This is a genomic window from Paraburkholderia sp. RL17-347-BIC-D, from assembly GCF_046027915.1.
Classification (GTDB): domain Bacteria; phylum Pseudomonadota; class Gammaproteobacteria; order Burkholderiales; family Burkholderiaceae; genus Paraburkholderia.
In genome coordinates this window covers 1-14613 of sequence record NZ_JARESS010000065.1, presented here as the reverse complement: position 1 = coordinate 14613, position 14613 = coordinate 1, and the positions used below count along the sequence as shown (strand labels likewise).

At 62.6% G+C, this 14613-nt stretch carries 15 protein-coding genes; 3 read left to right on the top strand and 12 right to left on the bottom strand.

Features of this window, described 5'->3' with window-relative positions; translation table 11 throughout:
• Positions 1-35: 35 nt before the first annotated feature.
• The 6 genes from trpC to rpe form a co-directional block, all read right to left on the bottom strand.
• The gene (gene trpC / locus P0D96_RS42105; protein WP_408286991.1) at positions 36-821 is read right to left on the bottom strand and encodes an indole-3-glycerol phosphate synthase TrpC; all 786 of its coding nucleotides are present in this window, start codon (positions 819-821) and stop codon (positions 36-38) included.
• A gap of 18 nt (positions 822-839) precedes the next feature.
• Positions 840-1871, bottom strand: a complete 1032-nt coding sequence (trpD, locus tag P0D96_RS42100; protein WP_408319776.1) for an anthranilate phosphoribosyltransferase — start codon at positions 1869-1871, stop codon at positions 840-842.
• A gap of 17 nt (positions 1872-1888) precedes the next feature.
• Positions 1889-2491, bottom strand: coding sequence for an aminodeoxychorismate/anthranilate synthase component II (locus P0D96_RS42095; protein WP_132376792.1), 603 nt, complete (start codon positions 2489-2491; stop codon positions 1889-1891).
• Positions 2492-2504: 13 nt separating this feature from the next.
• Positions 2505-3998 carry an anthranilate synthase component I gene (gene trpE / locus P0D96_RS42090; protein ID WP_408319764.1) on the bottom strand — a complete coding sequence of 498 codons (1494 nt, stop codon included), beginning with the start codon at positions 3996-3998 and terminating at the stop codon, positions 2505-2507.
• Positions 3999-4368: 370 nt separating this feature from the next.
• Positions 4369-5085 (bottom strand): phosphoglycolate phosphatase, encoded by a 717-nt coding sequence (locus tag P0D96_RS42085; protein WP_132376794.1) that lies wholly within the window; start codon positions 5083-5085, stop codon positions 4369-4371.
• A gap of 15 nt (positions 5086-5100) precedes the next feature.
• Positions 5101-5784 carry a ribulose-phosphate 3-epimerase gene (gene rpe / locus P0D96_RS42080; protein ID WP_310813776.1) on the bottom strand — a complete coding sequence of 228 codons (684 nt, stop codon included), beginning with the start codon at positions 5782-5784 and terminating at the stop codon, positions 5101-5103.
• Positions 5785-6063: 279 nt separating this feature from the next.
• On the opposite strand from rpe, the gene apaG reads away from it, so the two are divergent.
• Positions 6064-6438 (top strand): Co2+/Mg2+ efflux facilitator ApaG/CorD, encoded by a 375-nt coding sequence (gene apaG, locus P0D96_RS42075; protein WP_132376796.1) that lies wholly within the window; start codon positions 6064-6066, stop codon positions 6436-6438.
• A gap of 57 nt (positions 6439-6495) precedes the next feature.
• On the opposite strand, the gene P0D96_RS42070 is transcribed toward apaG, so the two are convergent.
• Complete coding sequence (locus P0D96_RS42070; RefSeq protein ID WP_012434443.1) at positions 6496-6657, bottom strand: hypothetical protein; 162 nt, start codon at positions 6655-6657, stop codon at positions 6496-6498.
• A 28-nt stretch (positions 6658-6685) separates the two neighbouring features.
• Here P0D96_RS42070 and mltA point away from each other — a divergent pair, with 28 nt between their 5' ends.
• Positions 6686-7810, top strand: coding sequence for a murein transglycosylase A (gene mltA / locus P0D96_RS42065; protein ID WP_408179110.1), 1125 nt, complete (start codon positions 6686-6688; stop codon positions 7808-7810).
• Positions 7811-7869: 59 nt separating this feature from the next.
• On the opposite strand, the gene paaK is transcribed toward mltA, so the two are convergent.
• From paaK to paaN, 5 genes are all read right to left on the bottom strand, one after another.
• Positions 7870-9174: a phenylacetate--CoA ligase PaaK gene (gene paaK, locus P0D96_RS42060; protein ID WP_408286996.1), complete on the bottom strand. Its 1305-nt coding sequence runs from the start codon at positions 9172-9174 to the stop codon at positions 7870-7872.
• A 180-nt stretch (positions 9175-9354) separates the two neighbouring features.
• Positions 9355-9816, bottom strand: a complete 462-nt coding sequence (paaI, locus tag P0D96_RS42055; protein WP_408286998.1) for a hydroxyphenylacetyl-CoA thioesterase PaaI — start codon at positions 9814-9816, stop codon at positions 9355-9357.
• A 1-nt stretch (position 9817) separates the two neighbouring features.
• Positions 9818-10609 carry a 2-(1,2-epoxy-1,2-dihydrophenyl)acetyl-CoA isomerase PaaG gene (gene paaG / locus P0D96_RS42050; protein WP_408287000.1) on the bottom strand — a complete coding sequence of 264 codons (792 nt, stop codon included), beginning with the start codon at positions 10607-10609 and terminating at the stop codon, positions 9818-9820.
• Positions 10610-10659: 50 nt separating this feature from the next.
• Positions 10660-11862, bottom strand: coding sequence for a 3-oxoadipyl-CoA thiolase (gene pcaF, locus P0D96_RS42045; RefSeq protein WP_408179115.1), 1203 nt, complete (start codon positions 11860-11862; stop codon positions 10660-10662).
• A gap of 124 nt (positions 11863-11986) precedes the next feature.
• Positions 11987-13687 carry a phenylacetic acid degradation protein PaaN gene (gene paaN, locus P0D96_RS42040; RefSeq protein WP_408319762.1) on the bottom strand — a complete coding sequence of 567 codons (1701 nt, stop codon included), beginning with the start codon at positions 13685-13687 and terminating at the stop codon, positions 11987-11989.
• Positions 13688-13823: 136 nt separating this feature from the next.
• On the opposite strand from paaN, the gene P0D96_RS42035 reads away from it, so the two are divergent.
• A complete protein-coding gene (locus P0D96_RS42035; protein ID WP_408287003.1) occupies positions 13824-14600 on the top strand; it encodes an enoyl-CoA hydratase in 777 nt (258 codons plus the stop codon).
• Positions 14601-14613 lie beyond the last annotated feature (13 nt).

The window sequence follows — 14613 nt, the reverse complement described above, 5'->3', positions numbered from 1 at the left end:
CTATGTGCGCCGCGTGCCGTGTGTCGACACCGTGCTCAGAAAAACATCCGAGCAAGCTCCACGCCCGGCTCGTCCGCGCGCATGAACGCCTCGCCGACGAGGAACGTGTGCACGTCCATCGCGCGCAGGCGTTCCACATCGGCGCGCGACAGAATGCCCGACTCCGTGACGACGATGCGGTCCTCCGGAATCGCTTCGAGCATGCCGATCGTCGTTTCGATCGACGTCTCGAAGGTGCGCAGATTGCGGTTGTTGATGCCGATCAACGGCGTTTTCAGCGTGAGCGATTCCATCAGCTCATGCTGGTCGTGCACTTCGACCAGCACGGCGAGACCGAGCGAATGCGCGAGCGCTTCGAGATCCTGCATCTGCGAGGTTTCGAGCGCGGCGGCGATCAGCAGGATCGCGTCCGCGCCCATCGCGCGGGCTTCGACGATCTGGTACGGATCGACGATGAAGTCTTTGCGCAGCACCGGCAAATTGCAGGCCGCGCGCGCTTCCTGCAGATACGCGACGCTGCCTTGAAAGAACTGCACGTCGGTGAGCACGGACAGGCAGGCCGCGCCGTGCTTTTCATACGATCGCGCGATCTCGGCCGGCACGAAGTGCTCGCGCAACACGCCTTTGGACGGGCTCGCTTTTTTGACTTCGGAGATCACCGCGGCGAGACCCGCCGCGTGTTTCGCGCGCAATGCGCCGACGAAATCGCGCAGGTCGCGTGACGACGCTTCGAGGCGCAGCTCTTCGAGCGGCGCGCTCTGTTCGGCCGCGCGGACTTCTTCGCGTTTGACCGCGATGATACGGTCGAGGATGTCGCTCATAAATGTCTCGCTACGTGATTACTGCTTGAATTGCTGGGTGAAACGGACCAGCTCGTCGACTTTCGCGCGGGCCTTGCCGCTCGCGATCGCTTCGCGCGCCAACTGGATGCCGTCCGCGATCGACGAAGCCACGTTCGCCGAATACAGGGCAGTGCCCGCATTCAGCGTGACGATCTCGCGGGCGACGCCCGGCTTGTTGTCGAGCGCTTCGAGCAGCATTGCTTTCGATTCGGTGGCGTCGGCCACTTTCAGCGTGCGGTTCGACACCATCTGCATGCCGAAGTCTTCCGGGTGAATTTCGTACTCGTGGATCTGGCCGTCGCGCAGTTCGCCGACTTGCGTTGCCGCGCCGAGCGAGACCTCGTCCATGCCGTCCATACCGTACACCACCAGCACGTGCTTCGCGCCGAGGCGCTGCATCACGCGCACCTGAATGCCGACGAGGTCCCCGTGGAACACGCCCATCAGTTGATTGGGCGCGCCGGCCGGATTGGTCAGTGGCCCGAGAATATTGAAGATGGTCCGCACGCCGAGTTCGCGGCGCACCGGCGCGATGTTCTTCATGGCCGGATGATGGTTCGGCGCGAACATGAAGCCCATGCCGGTTTCGGCAATCGACGCCGCCACGTGTTCCGGCTGCAGATCGATATTCACGCCGAGCGCTTCGAGCACGTCTGCGCTGCCCGACTTGCTCGACACGCCGCGGCCACCGTGCTTCGCGACCTTCGCGCCGGCCGCGGCGGAGACGAACATGGTCGCCGTGGAAATGTTGAAGGTATGCGAGCCGTCGCCGCCGGTACCGACGATATCGACGAAGTTCGAGTTGTCCGGCACGTCGACGTGCCGGGCGAATTCACGCATCACCGTGGCGGCGGCGGTGATTTCGCCGATGGTCTCTTTTTTGACGCGCAAACCGGTGATGATCGCGGCCGCCATCACCGGCGAAAGTTCGCCGCGCATGATGAGCCGCATCAGGTGCAGCATTTCGTCGTGGAAAATCTCGCGGTGCTCGATGGTCCGTTGCAGCGCTTCCTGTGGCGTAATCGACATGATGTCGTCTCTCTTCATCAAGCGTTGCGGTTGGACGTTTGCGCGCTCGCGAGCTTCGACTGCTTCACGAAGTTTTCGAGCAGCGCGTGGCCGTGTTCGGACAGGATCGATTCCGGATGGAACTGCACGCCTTCCACGGCCAGTTCCTTGTGGCGCACACCCATGATCTCGCCGTCTTCGGTCCATGCCGATACTTCGAGGCAGTCGGGCAGCGATTCGCGTTCGATCGCGAGCGAGTGGTAGCGGGTCACGACGAAATGCTTCGGCAGGTCGGCGAACACGCCTTTGCAGTCGGTTTCGATCGTGCTGACCTTGCCGTGCATGATGGTTTGCGCGCGCACCACGCGCCCGCCGAAAGCCTCGCCGATCGCCTGATGGCCGAGACAGACACCGAGAATCGGCGTCTTGCCGGCGAATTCACGCAGCACGTCGAGCGTGATGCCGGCATGTTGCGGATTGCTCGGACCGGGCGACAGGCAGATGCGCTCGGGGTTGAGCTTCGCGATTTCGTCCAGCGTGATTTCGTCGTTCCGATAGGTGCGCACGTCTTCGCCGAGTTCGCCGAAGTATTGCACCAGGTTGTAGGTGAACGAGTCGTAGTTGTCGATCATTAGCAGCATGGTGTGTCTCCGGTCAGAAGTCGCTATCGAGGCCGTCTTGAACCTGTTCGGCGGCGCGCAACACGGCGCGCGCCTTGTTCTCGGTCTCTTGCCATTCGGATTCCGGCACCGAATCCGCGACTACACCCGCTGCCGCCTGCACATACAGATTGCCGTTCGCGATCACGCCGGTGCGGATCGTGATGGCCAGATCCATTTCGCCGGTGAACGACAGATAGCCGACCGCACCACCGTACAGGCCGCGCTTCACGGGCTCCAGTTCGTCGATCAATTCCATCGCGCGGACCTTCGGCGCGCCCGACAGCGTGCCGGCCGGGAAGGTGGCGCGCAGCACGTCGAAATTGGTGGTGCCGGGTTTCAGCTTGCCTTCGACCGAACTCACGATGTGCTGCACGTGCGAGTACTTTTCGATCACCATCTTGTCGGTGACGACCACCGAGCCGATTTGCGCGATGCGGCCTACGTCGTTACGCGCGAGGTCGATCAGCATGACGTGTTCGGCGATTTCCTTCGGGTCGTTCAGCAGCTCGGTGGCGAGTTCCGCATCGCGTTCCGGCGTATTGCCGCGCGGACGCGTGCCGGCGAGCGGCCGGATCGTGACGATGCGATCCTCGCTGCGCTTTTCCTGGCGCACCAGGATTTCCGGCGATGCGCCTACCACGTGGAAGTCGCCGAAGTTGTAGTAATACATATACGGCGACGGATTCAGCGAGCGCAGCGCGCGGTACAGCGAGAGCGGATTGTCGCGGTACGGCTTGATCAGGCGCTGGCCGACCTGCACCTGCATCAGTTCGCCAGCGGCGATGTATTCCTTCGCCTTGCGCACGGCCGCCAGGTAATCGTCTTTGGCGAATTCGCGGTAGGTCTCGGTGCGCACGCTCGCCGACGTGACCGGCGGTTGCACGGTGGTGCGCAAACGCTGGCGCAGTTCGCGCAGCCGCTGTTTGGCTTTCGTGTACGCCTCGGGCTGCGTCGGATCGGAGTAGACCACCAGATAGAGCTTGCCCGCGAGGTTGTCGATCACCGCGACTTCCTCAGTCAGCAGCAACTGGATGTCGGGCAGATTCAGATCGTCTTTCGGTGCCGTGTGCGCGAGCTTTTTCTCGATGTAGCGCACCGCGTCGTAACCGAAATAACCGGCCAGACCGCCCGCGAAACGCGGCAAGCCGGGGCGCTGCGCCACTTTGAAGCGGCCCTGGAATTGCTGGATGAATTCGAGCGGGTCGCCCTCGTGTGTTTCGACGACCTTGCCGTCACGCACCACTTCCGACACGCCGTTACGAGTGCGCAGCAGCGTGCGCGCCGGCAGGCCGATGAACGAATAGCGGCCGAAACGTTCGCCGCCCACCACCGACTCCAGCAGGAACGAGTTCGCGCCGTTGCGCTCGCTTTGCGCGAGCTTCAGGTACAGAGAGAGCGGCGTTTCGAGGTCGGCGAGCGCTTCGGCGATCAGCGGAATGCGGTTGAAGCCCTCATTGGCGAGGGACTGGAATTCGAGTTCGGTCATGTTCCGATCCTGTACGGTGGTCCGGCGGCAGTGTGCGTCGGACAAAGCGGGTCATTGCGCGGCCGGTCAGGCGTTGGTTCGACGTATCGACACGATGATACCGACCGGCGCGAGTTTCCCATCGACGCGTGCAAGGGATTTCAGCGCACAGATGTACTTTGCGGGTACACGCAGGCCGAATCAACCGATGCAGCGAAACAAGATGATGGAAAAAACGCGTGAGCGCAGCGAAGTAAAAAACGGTTGCCGAAGACGAGCTTCAGCGTACCTCAGGCGAGGTTAGCGCGACCAGCGACGCCAGGGCCAGGCTCCCCGGTCGATGCTAATCAGACTCCGTTTTTTATTCAGAAACATGAGGATGAAGGACTTTTCAAGTCGTGGAATGGTGCGCTGCGATCGCCTTGGCGGCGCCGAGCAGCGAGTCAACTATACCATCGGATTTTATTGTTTGTATAGCTTGGCCGTGGTTGTAGCCGTACGGCACCGTGAGCGTCGCCATGCCCGCCGCGCGGCCCGCCAGCGCGTCGTTTTCCGAATCGCCGATGGCCACCGTGGCTCGCGGTTCGACGCCCAGTTGTGCCGCGGCGGTCAGCATGGGCAGCGGATCCGGCTTCTTTTTCGCCAGGCTGTCGCCGCCGATCACGACGCTGAAATACTGCGCGAGCCCATACTGCTGCAGCAACTCCACTGCGAACCGGTGCGGCTTGTTGGTCACGCAGGCGAGTTTGAGACCGGCCTCGCGCATGGCGATCAGGCCGGCTTCGACATCGGGATAAAGCCGCGTGTGCGTGCCGTTGATCTTCGCGTACTCCTCCTGATAGATCGCGAGCGCTTCGTCGAAGCGGTCTTGCGCATGCTCCGTTTCGAAGCGCGGCGCCAGCACGCTGCGGATCAGATGCTCTGAACCCTTGCCCACATAACCGACCACCTCCTCGCGCGACGTTTCTTCTGCGTCGAGTTGCGCGAGCATGCCGTTCAGGCCGGCGGTGAAGTCGTCGGCGGTATCGATCATCGTGCCGTCCAGGTCGATGATCGCGGCTTGCAGGCGTGGGCTGGTGAAGGTCGGAGCGGGGAACGGAGTAGTCATGTTGCTTACAAGTGCTCAGTGCTGAATGTTGGCGAGCGCCGCGCGCATCTTTTCGATCACGACCTTGTGGTCGGGCTGGCCGAAAATTGCCGAACCGGCGACGAAGGTGTCCGCGCCGGCCGCCGCGATTTCAGCGATGTTGTCGACCTTCACGCCGCCGTCTACTTCCAGGAAGATCTGCCGGCCGGTGCGTTCCTTGTAGGCGTCGATCCGCTTGCGCGCTTCGCGCAGCTTGTTGAGCGCTTCCGGAATGAACGACTGCCCGCCGAAGCCCGGATTCACCGACATGATCAGCACAAGATCGAGCTTATCCATCACGTGATCCAGATAATTCAGCGACGTGGCCGGGTTGAACACCAGGCCGGCCTTGCAGCCGTGGTCGCGGATCAGCGACAGCGTGCGGTCGATATGGTCCGAGCCTTCCGGGTGAAAGCTGATCAGGTTCGCGCCGGCCTTGGCGAAGTCCGGGACGATGCGGTCGACCGGACGCACCATCAGATGCACGTCGATCGGCACGTCGACATGCGGGCGGATCGCTTCGCAGACGAGCGGCCCGATAGTAAGGTTCGGCACGTAATGGTTGTCCATCACGTCGAAGTGAATCCAGTCGGCGCCAGCGGCGACGACGTTGCGGACTTCCTCGCCAAGGCGGGCGAAGTCGGCTGACAGAATGCTTGGAGCGATGCGGAATTGCGTCATGGCGGGGGCGGAGGCAAGCGGGAAAGCGCCATTTTACCGTTTTGTGCGCGGGCGTTCCGGTTCACGGGTGCATTCGGGGGCGGCTCGTCGTTTGAGCGGCGAATGCGACAAAACGCCTTACTCGCTCTTGTCCAAAGGGATTTGTCCGGTTGCGGGCGTGCCGCGCATCAAGCAGAATGCCAAAACCATCAGCGCCGCTTCGCCAATGCGCCCGCAAACCATTGGCGTTCGGGCTTTCCCGCGATTTTTCACACCCCGTTTCAGCAGACCGGAATCAGGATGAGCCAGTACGAATTCAGCGTCTCGGCGCAGGTGCAATATCTGCCCGAAGAGTCGGACCCGGAGCGCCGCCAGTATGCGTTCGCATACACGCTGACTATCCGTAACACCGGCCAGGTGCCCGCGCAATTGATCGCGCGCCATTGGGTGATCACCGACAGCGACAAGAACGTGCAGGAAGTGAAGGGCCTGGGCGTGGTCGGGCACCAGCCGTTGCTCAAACCGGGCGAGCATTTCGAGTACACGAGTTGGGCGGTGATTGCCACGCCGGTCGGCACCATGCGCGGGGAATACTTCTGCGTGGCCGAGGACGGCGAGCGTTTCGAAGCGCCAGTGCCGGAGTTCATCTTGCGCATGCCGCGCACCTTGCATTGAACCGAGGGCGTGGCCCGCGGTCTTTAAGAAGCTCAATGCGCGGTTAAGCGCGCAGCATTACTGCGATTTTTGCTGCTTTTGCTGTTCACTCGCGTTGGCGCGCGCCGCTTTCTTCTTGCCGGACGACGTCCACACAACGATAAAGACGAGCAGGAAGAGCGCGAGGAGCGATTCCAGCGCGAAGATGAGCATCGGGTATTCGTCGAACAGATCAGACATGGCGGTTTCCATCAAGAACGAACATTGTATGCGTTTTGTCCGCACGGCCGGAGCATGGCTCGGAGCGCTTTCGGTTGCGGTGATGCTGGCGTCCTGCGGTGGCGGCGGAGCGATCCGGCCTTCGGTTTCGCCCCCCACGGGTGCCGCGATCATACCCGGACAGATCGCCGCGACACGACTGACCGCCGTTGCGTGGCAGCAAGTGCCGGGTTGGCAGGACGACTCGTTGATAGGCGCAACGGCCGCGTTGCGGCAAAACTGCGTGAGGCTCGCACGTCAACCGAACTGGGCGCGCGCATGTGCCGCAGCCTCGCAAATCGACGACCTCGACGTCACCAGTGCGCGGGCTTTTTTTGAAGCCTATTTCACGCCATTCCAGTTAGCGAATACCGACGGCACCCTCGACGGTCTCGTCACGGGCTACTACGAGCCCTTGCTGCGTGGTTCGCGTACGCGGCACGGTGTGTATCAGACCGCGTTGTATCGCTGGCCGGCGAGTTATCGCGCGGGCGCGCCGCTGCCGGCGCGTGCGCAACTCGAACGCGCAGGTGTGCTCAACGGTAACGAACTCGTGTGGGTCGATGATCCGATCGAAGCTTTCTTCCTGCAGGTGCAGGGGTCCGGGCGCATCGTGATGGAAGACGGCAGCGTCATGCGTCTGGGCTTCGGCGGTACCAACAATCAGCCGTACAAGTCGATCGGACGTTGGCTGCTGGATCGCGGCGAACTGACGCCCGCGCAGGCGACCATGCAGGGCATCAAGGCGTGGGCACGCGCGAACCCGACGCGCGTCGATGCGTTGCTCGATACGAATCCGCGCTTCGTTTTTTTCCGCGAGATGCCTTCCGGCGAAAGCGTGCCGAGCGGCGGCGCGGACGGCCCAATCGGCGCGCTGGGTGTGCCGCTAACGCCGGAGCGGTCGATTGCAGTCGATCCGACGTCGATTCCACTTGGTACGCCGGTGTTTTTGCAGACCACGCGTCCGTTGACGAACTCGCCGATGAATCGCCTCGTCTTCGCGCAAGACACGGGTTCCGCGATCAAGGGCGGCGTGCGCGCCGATTATTTCTGGGGCCTCGGCGACGACGCCGGCGATCTGGCCGGCAAGATGAAGCAGGGCGGCCGGATGTGGCTGTTGCTGCCGAATTCTTGAGGGTTGAGTAGCGCGTGGCGCGGTGCGGGTCCGCCGCGCCGCGCGTTACTTCCTGCTTGTTACAGCCCCGACTTGCGCTTGTCCACCACGCGCCGCGCCTTGCCGACCGAACGCTCGATCCCGTTCACACCCAGCACGTTCACCACCGCGCTCACGCCGATCAGCGCCTTGATGTCATAGGTCAACGCCTGCTTGGCCGTGTTCAACGCGGCCGTATCCGGCGCCGATTCCGGGCAAGGTTCGACGTTCAACGTCAACACGTCGAGCGGGCCTTCCTTGGTCAGCACGATCTGATAGTGCGGCGCGAGCGCGTGCTGCTTGAGCAGCAGTTCCTCGATCTGCGTCGGGAACACGTTCACGCCGCGCACGATCATCATGTCGTCCGAGCGGCCGGTGATCTTTTCCATCCGACGCATGGTGCGGGCGCTGCCCGGCAATAGGCGCGTCAGGTCGCGCGTCCGGTAACGGATGATCGGCAGCGCCTCTTTGGTCAGCGACGTGAACACCAATTCGCCGAGTTCGCCGTCCGGCAGCACCTCGCCGGTTTCGGGATCGATGATCTCGGGATAGAAATGATCTTCCCAGATGGTCGGGCCGTCTTTCGTTTCCACGCACTCAGACGCCACACCCGGGCCCATCACTTCGGACAGGCCATAGATGTCGACAGCATCGATGCCCATGCGCTTTTCGATTGCCTGACGCATGTCGTTGGTCCACGGTTCCGCGCCGAAGATGCCGAGGCGCAGCGAACAATTGGCCGGGTCGATGCCTTGACGCTCGAGTTCGTCGGCAATGGAGAGCATGTAGCTCGGCGTCACCATGATGATGTCCGGCCGGAAGTCCTGGATCAGTTGCACCTGCTTTTCGGTCTGGCCACCACCGAACGGGATCACAGTGAGCCCCGCGCGTTCGGCGCCGTAGTGCGCGCCGAGACCGCCCGTGAACAGGCCGTAGCCATAGCTCACGTGAACCTTGTCGCCACGCTTCGCACCGGCGGCGCGGATCGAACGCGCGACGAGATTCGCCCACGTGTCGATGTCGCGCGCGGTGTAGCCCACGACGGTCGGCTTACCCGTGGTACCGGACGATGCGTGAATCCGTGAAATCTGTTCCTGAGGCACGGCGAACATACCGAACGGGTAGCTGTCGCGCAGATCCTTCTTGGTGGTGAAGGGGAACCGCGCCAGGTCCGCGAGGGTTTTCACTTCGCTCGGATGAACCCCGGCTTCGTCGAATTTGTGTCGATAAACCGGCGAGTTTTCATAAGCGTGGTTCAACGACCATTTAAGCCGTTCAAGTTGAAGCGCGGCAAGTTCGTCGCGGCTGGCGGTCTCGATCGGATCGAGCGGAAGGGCGGTGGTCATCGAATGTCTCCTTGCTGCCTCAATGCTTGGGTCTGAAATACGCGCGCTTGCGCGCAAAAACCTGGGGCTGGCTGCTGTTTAGCGGTGTGGCGGCGAAGAGCCGCTACTGGGCCGCGAATCTGTCATTGGTTTGCTGCGTGGTGTCTCGGAGTTATAGCGTTTGCTGCGAGGTTGCTGTTATCACTCGCCTGTCGGAATCAGATTGCCTTTGATTTGCGCCGATTTGCCGCGGAACATTGCAACGGTTTCTTCGGCACGGTTCGTCACGCGAATGTCGTAGATGCCGGTTCGGCCACTCAGCGTCTGCTCGACGGCTTCCGCTGTCAGCACGTCGCCCCCTCGCACGGGCCGCAGAAACTCGATCGAGCATCCGGCGGCAACCGTGTTGATGTTGTACGTGTTGCAGGCGAACGCAAAGGTCGAATCTGCGAGCGTGAAAATCAGGCCGCCGTGGCAAATCTGATGGCCGTTCAGAAAGTCCTCACGTACGGCCATGCGCAGGCGCGCGTATCCGGGGCGTACTTCGACGATTTCGAGGCCGAGCGCGCGGCTGCACGCGTCGTTCTCGTACATTGCAGCAGCAGTCGCGCGGGCGAGTTCGTCGGGTGTCATCTGATTGGGATGGTTGGCTTGAGCGGACATGTCAGCGGCCCTCGAAGCGCGGCGCGCGCTTTTCAACAAAGGCTTGCACGCCTTCTGCGTAGTCGTGGGAAGCACCCAGTTGACGTTGCAAATCGCGTTCGAGATCGAGTTGCTGGTCGAGCGTTTGCGTCGCGCCCTTCCGCATGGCCTGCTTGATTGCGGCGATGGCGCGCGTGGGTTGTTGCGCAAGTTGAGTCGCAAGTTTCGCCGCAATGGCGGCGAGTTCCGCGTCGTCGACTGCTTGCCAGATCAAGCCCCAGCTTTCGGCTTTTTCCGCGCTGAGTTTGTCGCCGGTGATGGCGAGCCCTAACGCGCGAGCCATGCCGACGCGCTGCGGCAGGAACCATGTGCCGCCCGAGTCCGGCACGAGGCCGATCTTCACGAACGCCTGAATGAAGCTGGCGGAGCGAGCCGCGAGGACGAGGTCGCACGCGAGCGCGAGATTGGCGCCCGCGCCGGCGGCCGTGCCGTTCACCGCAGCGATGACCGGCAGCGGCAAAGCTTGCAGGCGGCGAATCAGCGGATTGAAATGTTGCTCGATCAGTTCGCCCAGATCGGTCATGGCGCCTGGCGTGAAGTCGAGGTCGGCGAGATCCTGGCCGGCGCAAAAGCCGCGGCCCGCGCCGGTGAGCACAAGCGCGCGGGCGCCGGACGTTTCGACCTCGTCGAGCGCGGCGCTCAATTCCTGATGCATCGCGCGCGTGAAGCTGTTGAGTTTGTCCGGCCGGTTCAGCGTGATGGTTGCGACATGGCTCGACGCGTCGATGTCCAGTCGAATCGCTTCATATGACATTGGGTGTCTCCTCAAAGTCTCTTTGACCGATGCGCGCTGTGGCGTCGACCTCAGATTCGCTCGATGACCAGCGCGATGCCCTGGCCTACGCCGATGCACATTGTGCAAAGCGCAAAGCGGCCATTGGTCCGTTCCAACTGGTACAACGCGGTCGTGATCAAACGCGCGCCTGATGCGCCCAGCGGATGACCAAGCGCAATGGCTCCGCCGTTCGGGTTGACGCGCGGGTCGTTGTCGCGCAGACCGAGCGTGCGCAGAACAGCCAGGCCTTGCGATGCGAAGGCTTCGTTCAACTCGATCACATCGAGCTGTTCGAGCGTCATGCCGAGTTGCTTCAACAGCTTTTGCGTGGCCGGCGCCGGACCGATACCCATGATGCGCGGCTCGACGCCTGCTGTTGCCATGCCCACCACGCGGGCGCGGCGACGCAGTCCGTATTGATCGGCGGCCTGCTGGTTTGCGAGCAACAGTGCGCACGCGCCGTCGTTCACGCCCGACGCATTGCCGGCCGTCACGCTGCCGTCCGGACGGACCACGCCCTTGAGCTTGCCCAAACTTTCGAGCGAAGTTTCGCGCGGGTGTTCATCGAGCAGCACGCGTACGGGGTCACCCTTCTTCTGCGCGATGTCGACGCCGACAATTTCTTGGGCCAGCGTGCCGTCCTGCTGGGCCCGAGCGGCTTTTTGCTGGCTCGCCAGCGCAAACGCGTCCTGATCAGCACGGCTCACGCTGAATTCGACGGCAACGTTTTCCGCGGTCTCAGGCATTGAATCGACGCCGTACTGACGTTTCATCAGCGGATTGATGAAGCGCCAGCCGATGGTCGTGTCGTAAATGTCGGCCTGACGCGAGAACGCGCTAGTCGCCTTGCCCATGACGAACGGCGCACGCGTCATGCTTTCGACGCCGCCGGCGATCATCAGGCGTGCTTCCCCCGCCTTGATGGCGCGCGCCGCGGTGCCGACCGCGTCCATACCCGATCCGCACAAGCGGTTGATGGTTGCGCCGGGTGCTTCGGTGGGCAAGCCGGCCAGCAACGCGGACATACGGGCGACGTTGCGATTGTCTTCGCCGGCCTGGTTCGCGCAGCCATAAATGACGTCGTCGAGAGCGCGCCAGTCGACGCCGGGATTGCGTTCGATCAGCGCCTTGATCGGCACCGCGCCGAGGTCGTCGGCGCGGACATCTTTCAGGGCGCCGCCGTAGCGGCCGATTGGAGTGCGAATCGCATCGCAAATGAAGGCGTCGTTCATATGGATTCCTGCTGGGGCGGATCGGCGTGAGGTGCCGATCCGATGTCTCATGTTAGTTTGGGTGCACAGCCAGGTCCATTCGGCCAAACGGCATAGGACGAAGCCGTGTTTTGTCTTATGCCATTCAGCCAGCTACCGCCGGCGCCGCTTTCGGTTCAACATGAACCCGGCTTTGAACTACGCGGAAGCGATTCGATACGAAGGCGGCGTCCGCCAGCGCGGCATTGGCCGCCGGGTTCGCGCCCGTGCCGTGGAAGTCGGAAAAGGCTGCCGACTGATTGACGAACACACCGCCGGTCAAATTGATCGACAAGGCCACACCACCGCGGATCGATGCTTCGTGCGCTTCTTCCAGCACCGCGTCGTCCGTGCTGTACACCGACAGCGTCAGCGCACCGTGCTCGGCGGCGATCGCGCCGGCGAGATCGAGCGACTGCGCAGTCGAGTCCGTCGCGATCACGAACGAGATCGGGCCGAACCATTCTTTGGTGAACTGTGCTTGGTCGGTGGCGGCATCCAGTTGAAGCACGAGCGGCGTGCGCACGCGGGCCGCGGCAAATGCGGGATGTTCGAGCGTCAGGCTCTCGACGAGCACGCGGCCGAGTTTTGCGGCATCGTCGATGCGTTGAGTCACGCCTTCGTTCTGAATCGCGCCGAGTAGTTCGACAGCGCGAGCCGGGTCGGCCACGAGTTTTTGCACGGCGCCGGCAATGGCTTGAGCGACTTCGTCAAAACCGAGCGTGCCTTCCGCAGTGCGGATGCCGCCGCGCGGCACATAGATGTTTTGCGGCGCGGTGCACATCTGGCCCGAGTACAGCGCGAGCGAGAAGGCGATGTTGCGGGCGGCGGCCTTGATGTCGTCGACCGAGTCGATCACGATCTGGTTCACGCCGGCTTTTTCGGTGTAGACCTGCGCCTGATGCGCATTGCGCTCGAGCCACGTGCCGTTTTGCGTGCTGCCCGTGAAGTCGATGAGTTTGATTTCCGGGCGCAGGGCCAAGTCTTGGACGAGTGCACCGTCGTTCGGTTCGGTGGCCAGCAAGGTAACGACGTTCGGATCGAATCCCGCTTCGCGCAAAACGTCACGCGCAATTCGCACGGTCAGCGCGAGCGGCAGAATTGCGCCCGGGTGCGGTTTGACGATGACCGTGTTGCCGGTGGCCAGATCGGCGAAGAGGCCCGGATAGCCGTTCCACGTCGGGAAGGTGCAGCAGCCGAGCACGAGGCCGGTGCCGCGCGGCACAACGGTGTAACGCTTGTGCATGGCGAGCGGCGGGTTCTTGCCTTGCGGCTTTTCCCAATGGGCGTCGCCGGGAATGCGGCGCAATTGGTCCCATGCGTACACGACGGCTTCAAGCGCGCGGTCTTGCGCGTGCGGGCCGCCGGCTTGGAAGGCCATCATGAACGCCTGACCGGTCGTGTGCATCACGCTGTAGCCGATTTCGAAGCTGGCGCGATTCACGCGGGCAAGGATTTCGAGGCACACGCCGATCCATGCCCGCGGGCCCGCCGCGCGCCAGTCGCGCTGGGCGGCGGCGGCGGCCGCGATCAGAGCGGCGGGGTCGGCCTTCGGATAGCGCACGCCGAGCGGGAATCCGAACGGTGAGACTTCGGCGCCGACGGTTTCGCCCGTCGACGGTTGGTCCAGCTGGAACGTTGCGTTGAGGTGCGCTTTGAATGCGGCTTCGCCGTCCGCGTTGGCCGTTTCCCCGTACACTTTCGGACTGGGCATTTCGACGAACGGGCTCCAGTAGCCGCGCGTTTCAACCGCGGTGAGTGCCTTTTGCAGCGTGTCTTCGTGCTTGGTGAATAGCGGATGTGTCATGGCAGAGGGGCTTGGCTGTACGTTGGGAAAAGCCTGTCGAATAATTGACCGACCGGTTGGTTGGTGAATGGTAGCATTATTAAGATGGCCGCGCGAAGTGTTTTCGCGCGCAATTTTTCTACCCTTGGGAGGCGGCATGGCTTACGAGAACATTCTGGTTGAGACGCGGGGACGAGTCGGCTTGATCATGTTGAATCGTCCGAAGGCGTTGAACGCTCTGAATGACGCGTTGATGGACGAGTTGGGGACGGCGCTGCGCGAGTTCGATGCGGACGACGCGATCGGCGCGATCGTGGTCACGGGCAGTGAAAAAGCGTTCGCGGCCGGTGCCGACATCGGCATGATGTCCACCTATACCTATATGGATGTCTATAAGGGTGACTACATCACCCGCAACTGGGAAACTGTTCGCTCCATTCGCAAGCCGATCATTGCCGCAGTGGCCGGGTTCGCGCTCGGCGGCGGCTGCGAGTTGGCGATGATGTGCGACATCATTTTCGCCGCCGACACGGCAAAGTTCGGCCAGCCGGAAATCAAGCTCGGCATCATGCCGGGCGCTGGCGGTACGCAGCGCTTGCCGCGCGCCGTCTCCAAGGCGAAGGCGATGGACCTCTGCCTGACCGCGCGGTTCATGGATGCCGCCGAAGCTGAGCGCGCCGGATTGGTGTCGCGTGTGATTCCGGCTGCTTCTTTGGTGGACGAGGCGGTGGCTGCTGCTGCGACGATCGCGGAATTCCCTCTGCCGGCGGTAATGATGGTGAAGGAATCGGTCAATCGCGCCTACGAAACGACGCTCGCGGAAGGCGTGCATTTCGAGCGGCGCCTGTTCCATTCGCTCTTCGCTACCGAAGATCAGAAGGAAGGTATGGCCGCGTTCGTGGAGAAGCGCAAACCGGTGTTCAAGCATCGTTAATACGCTTGTCAAA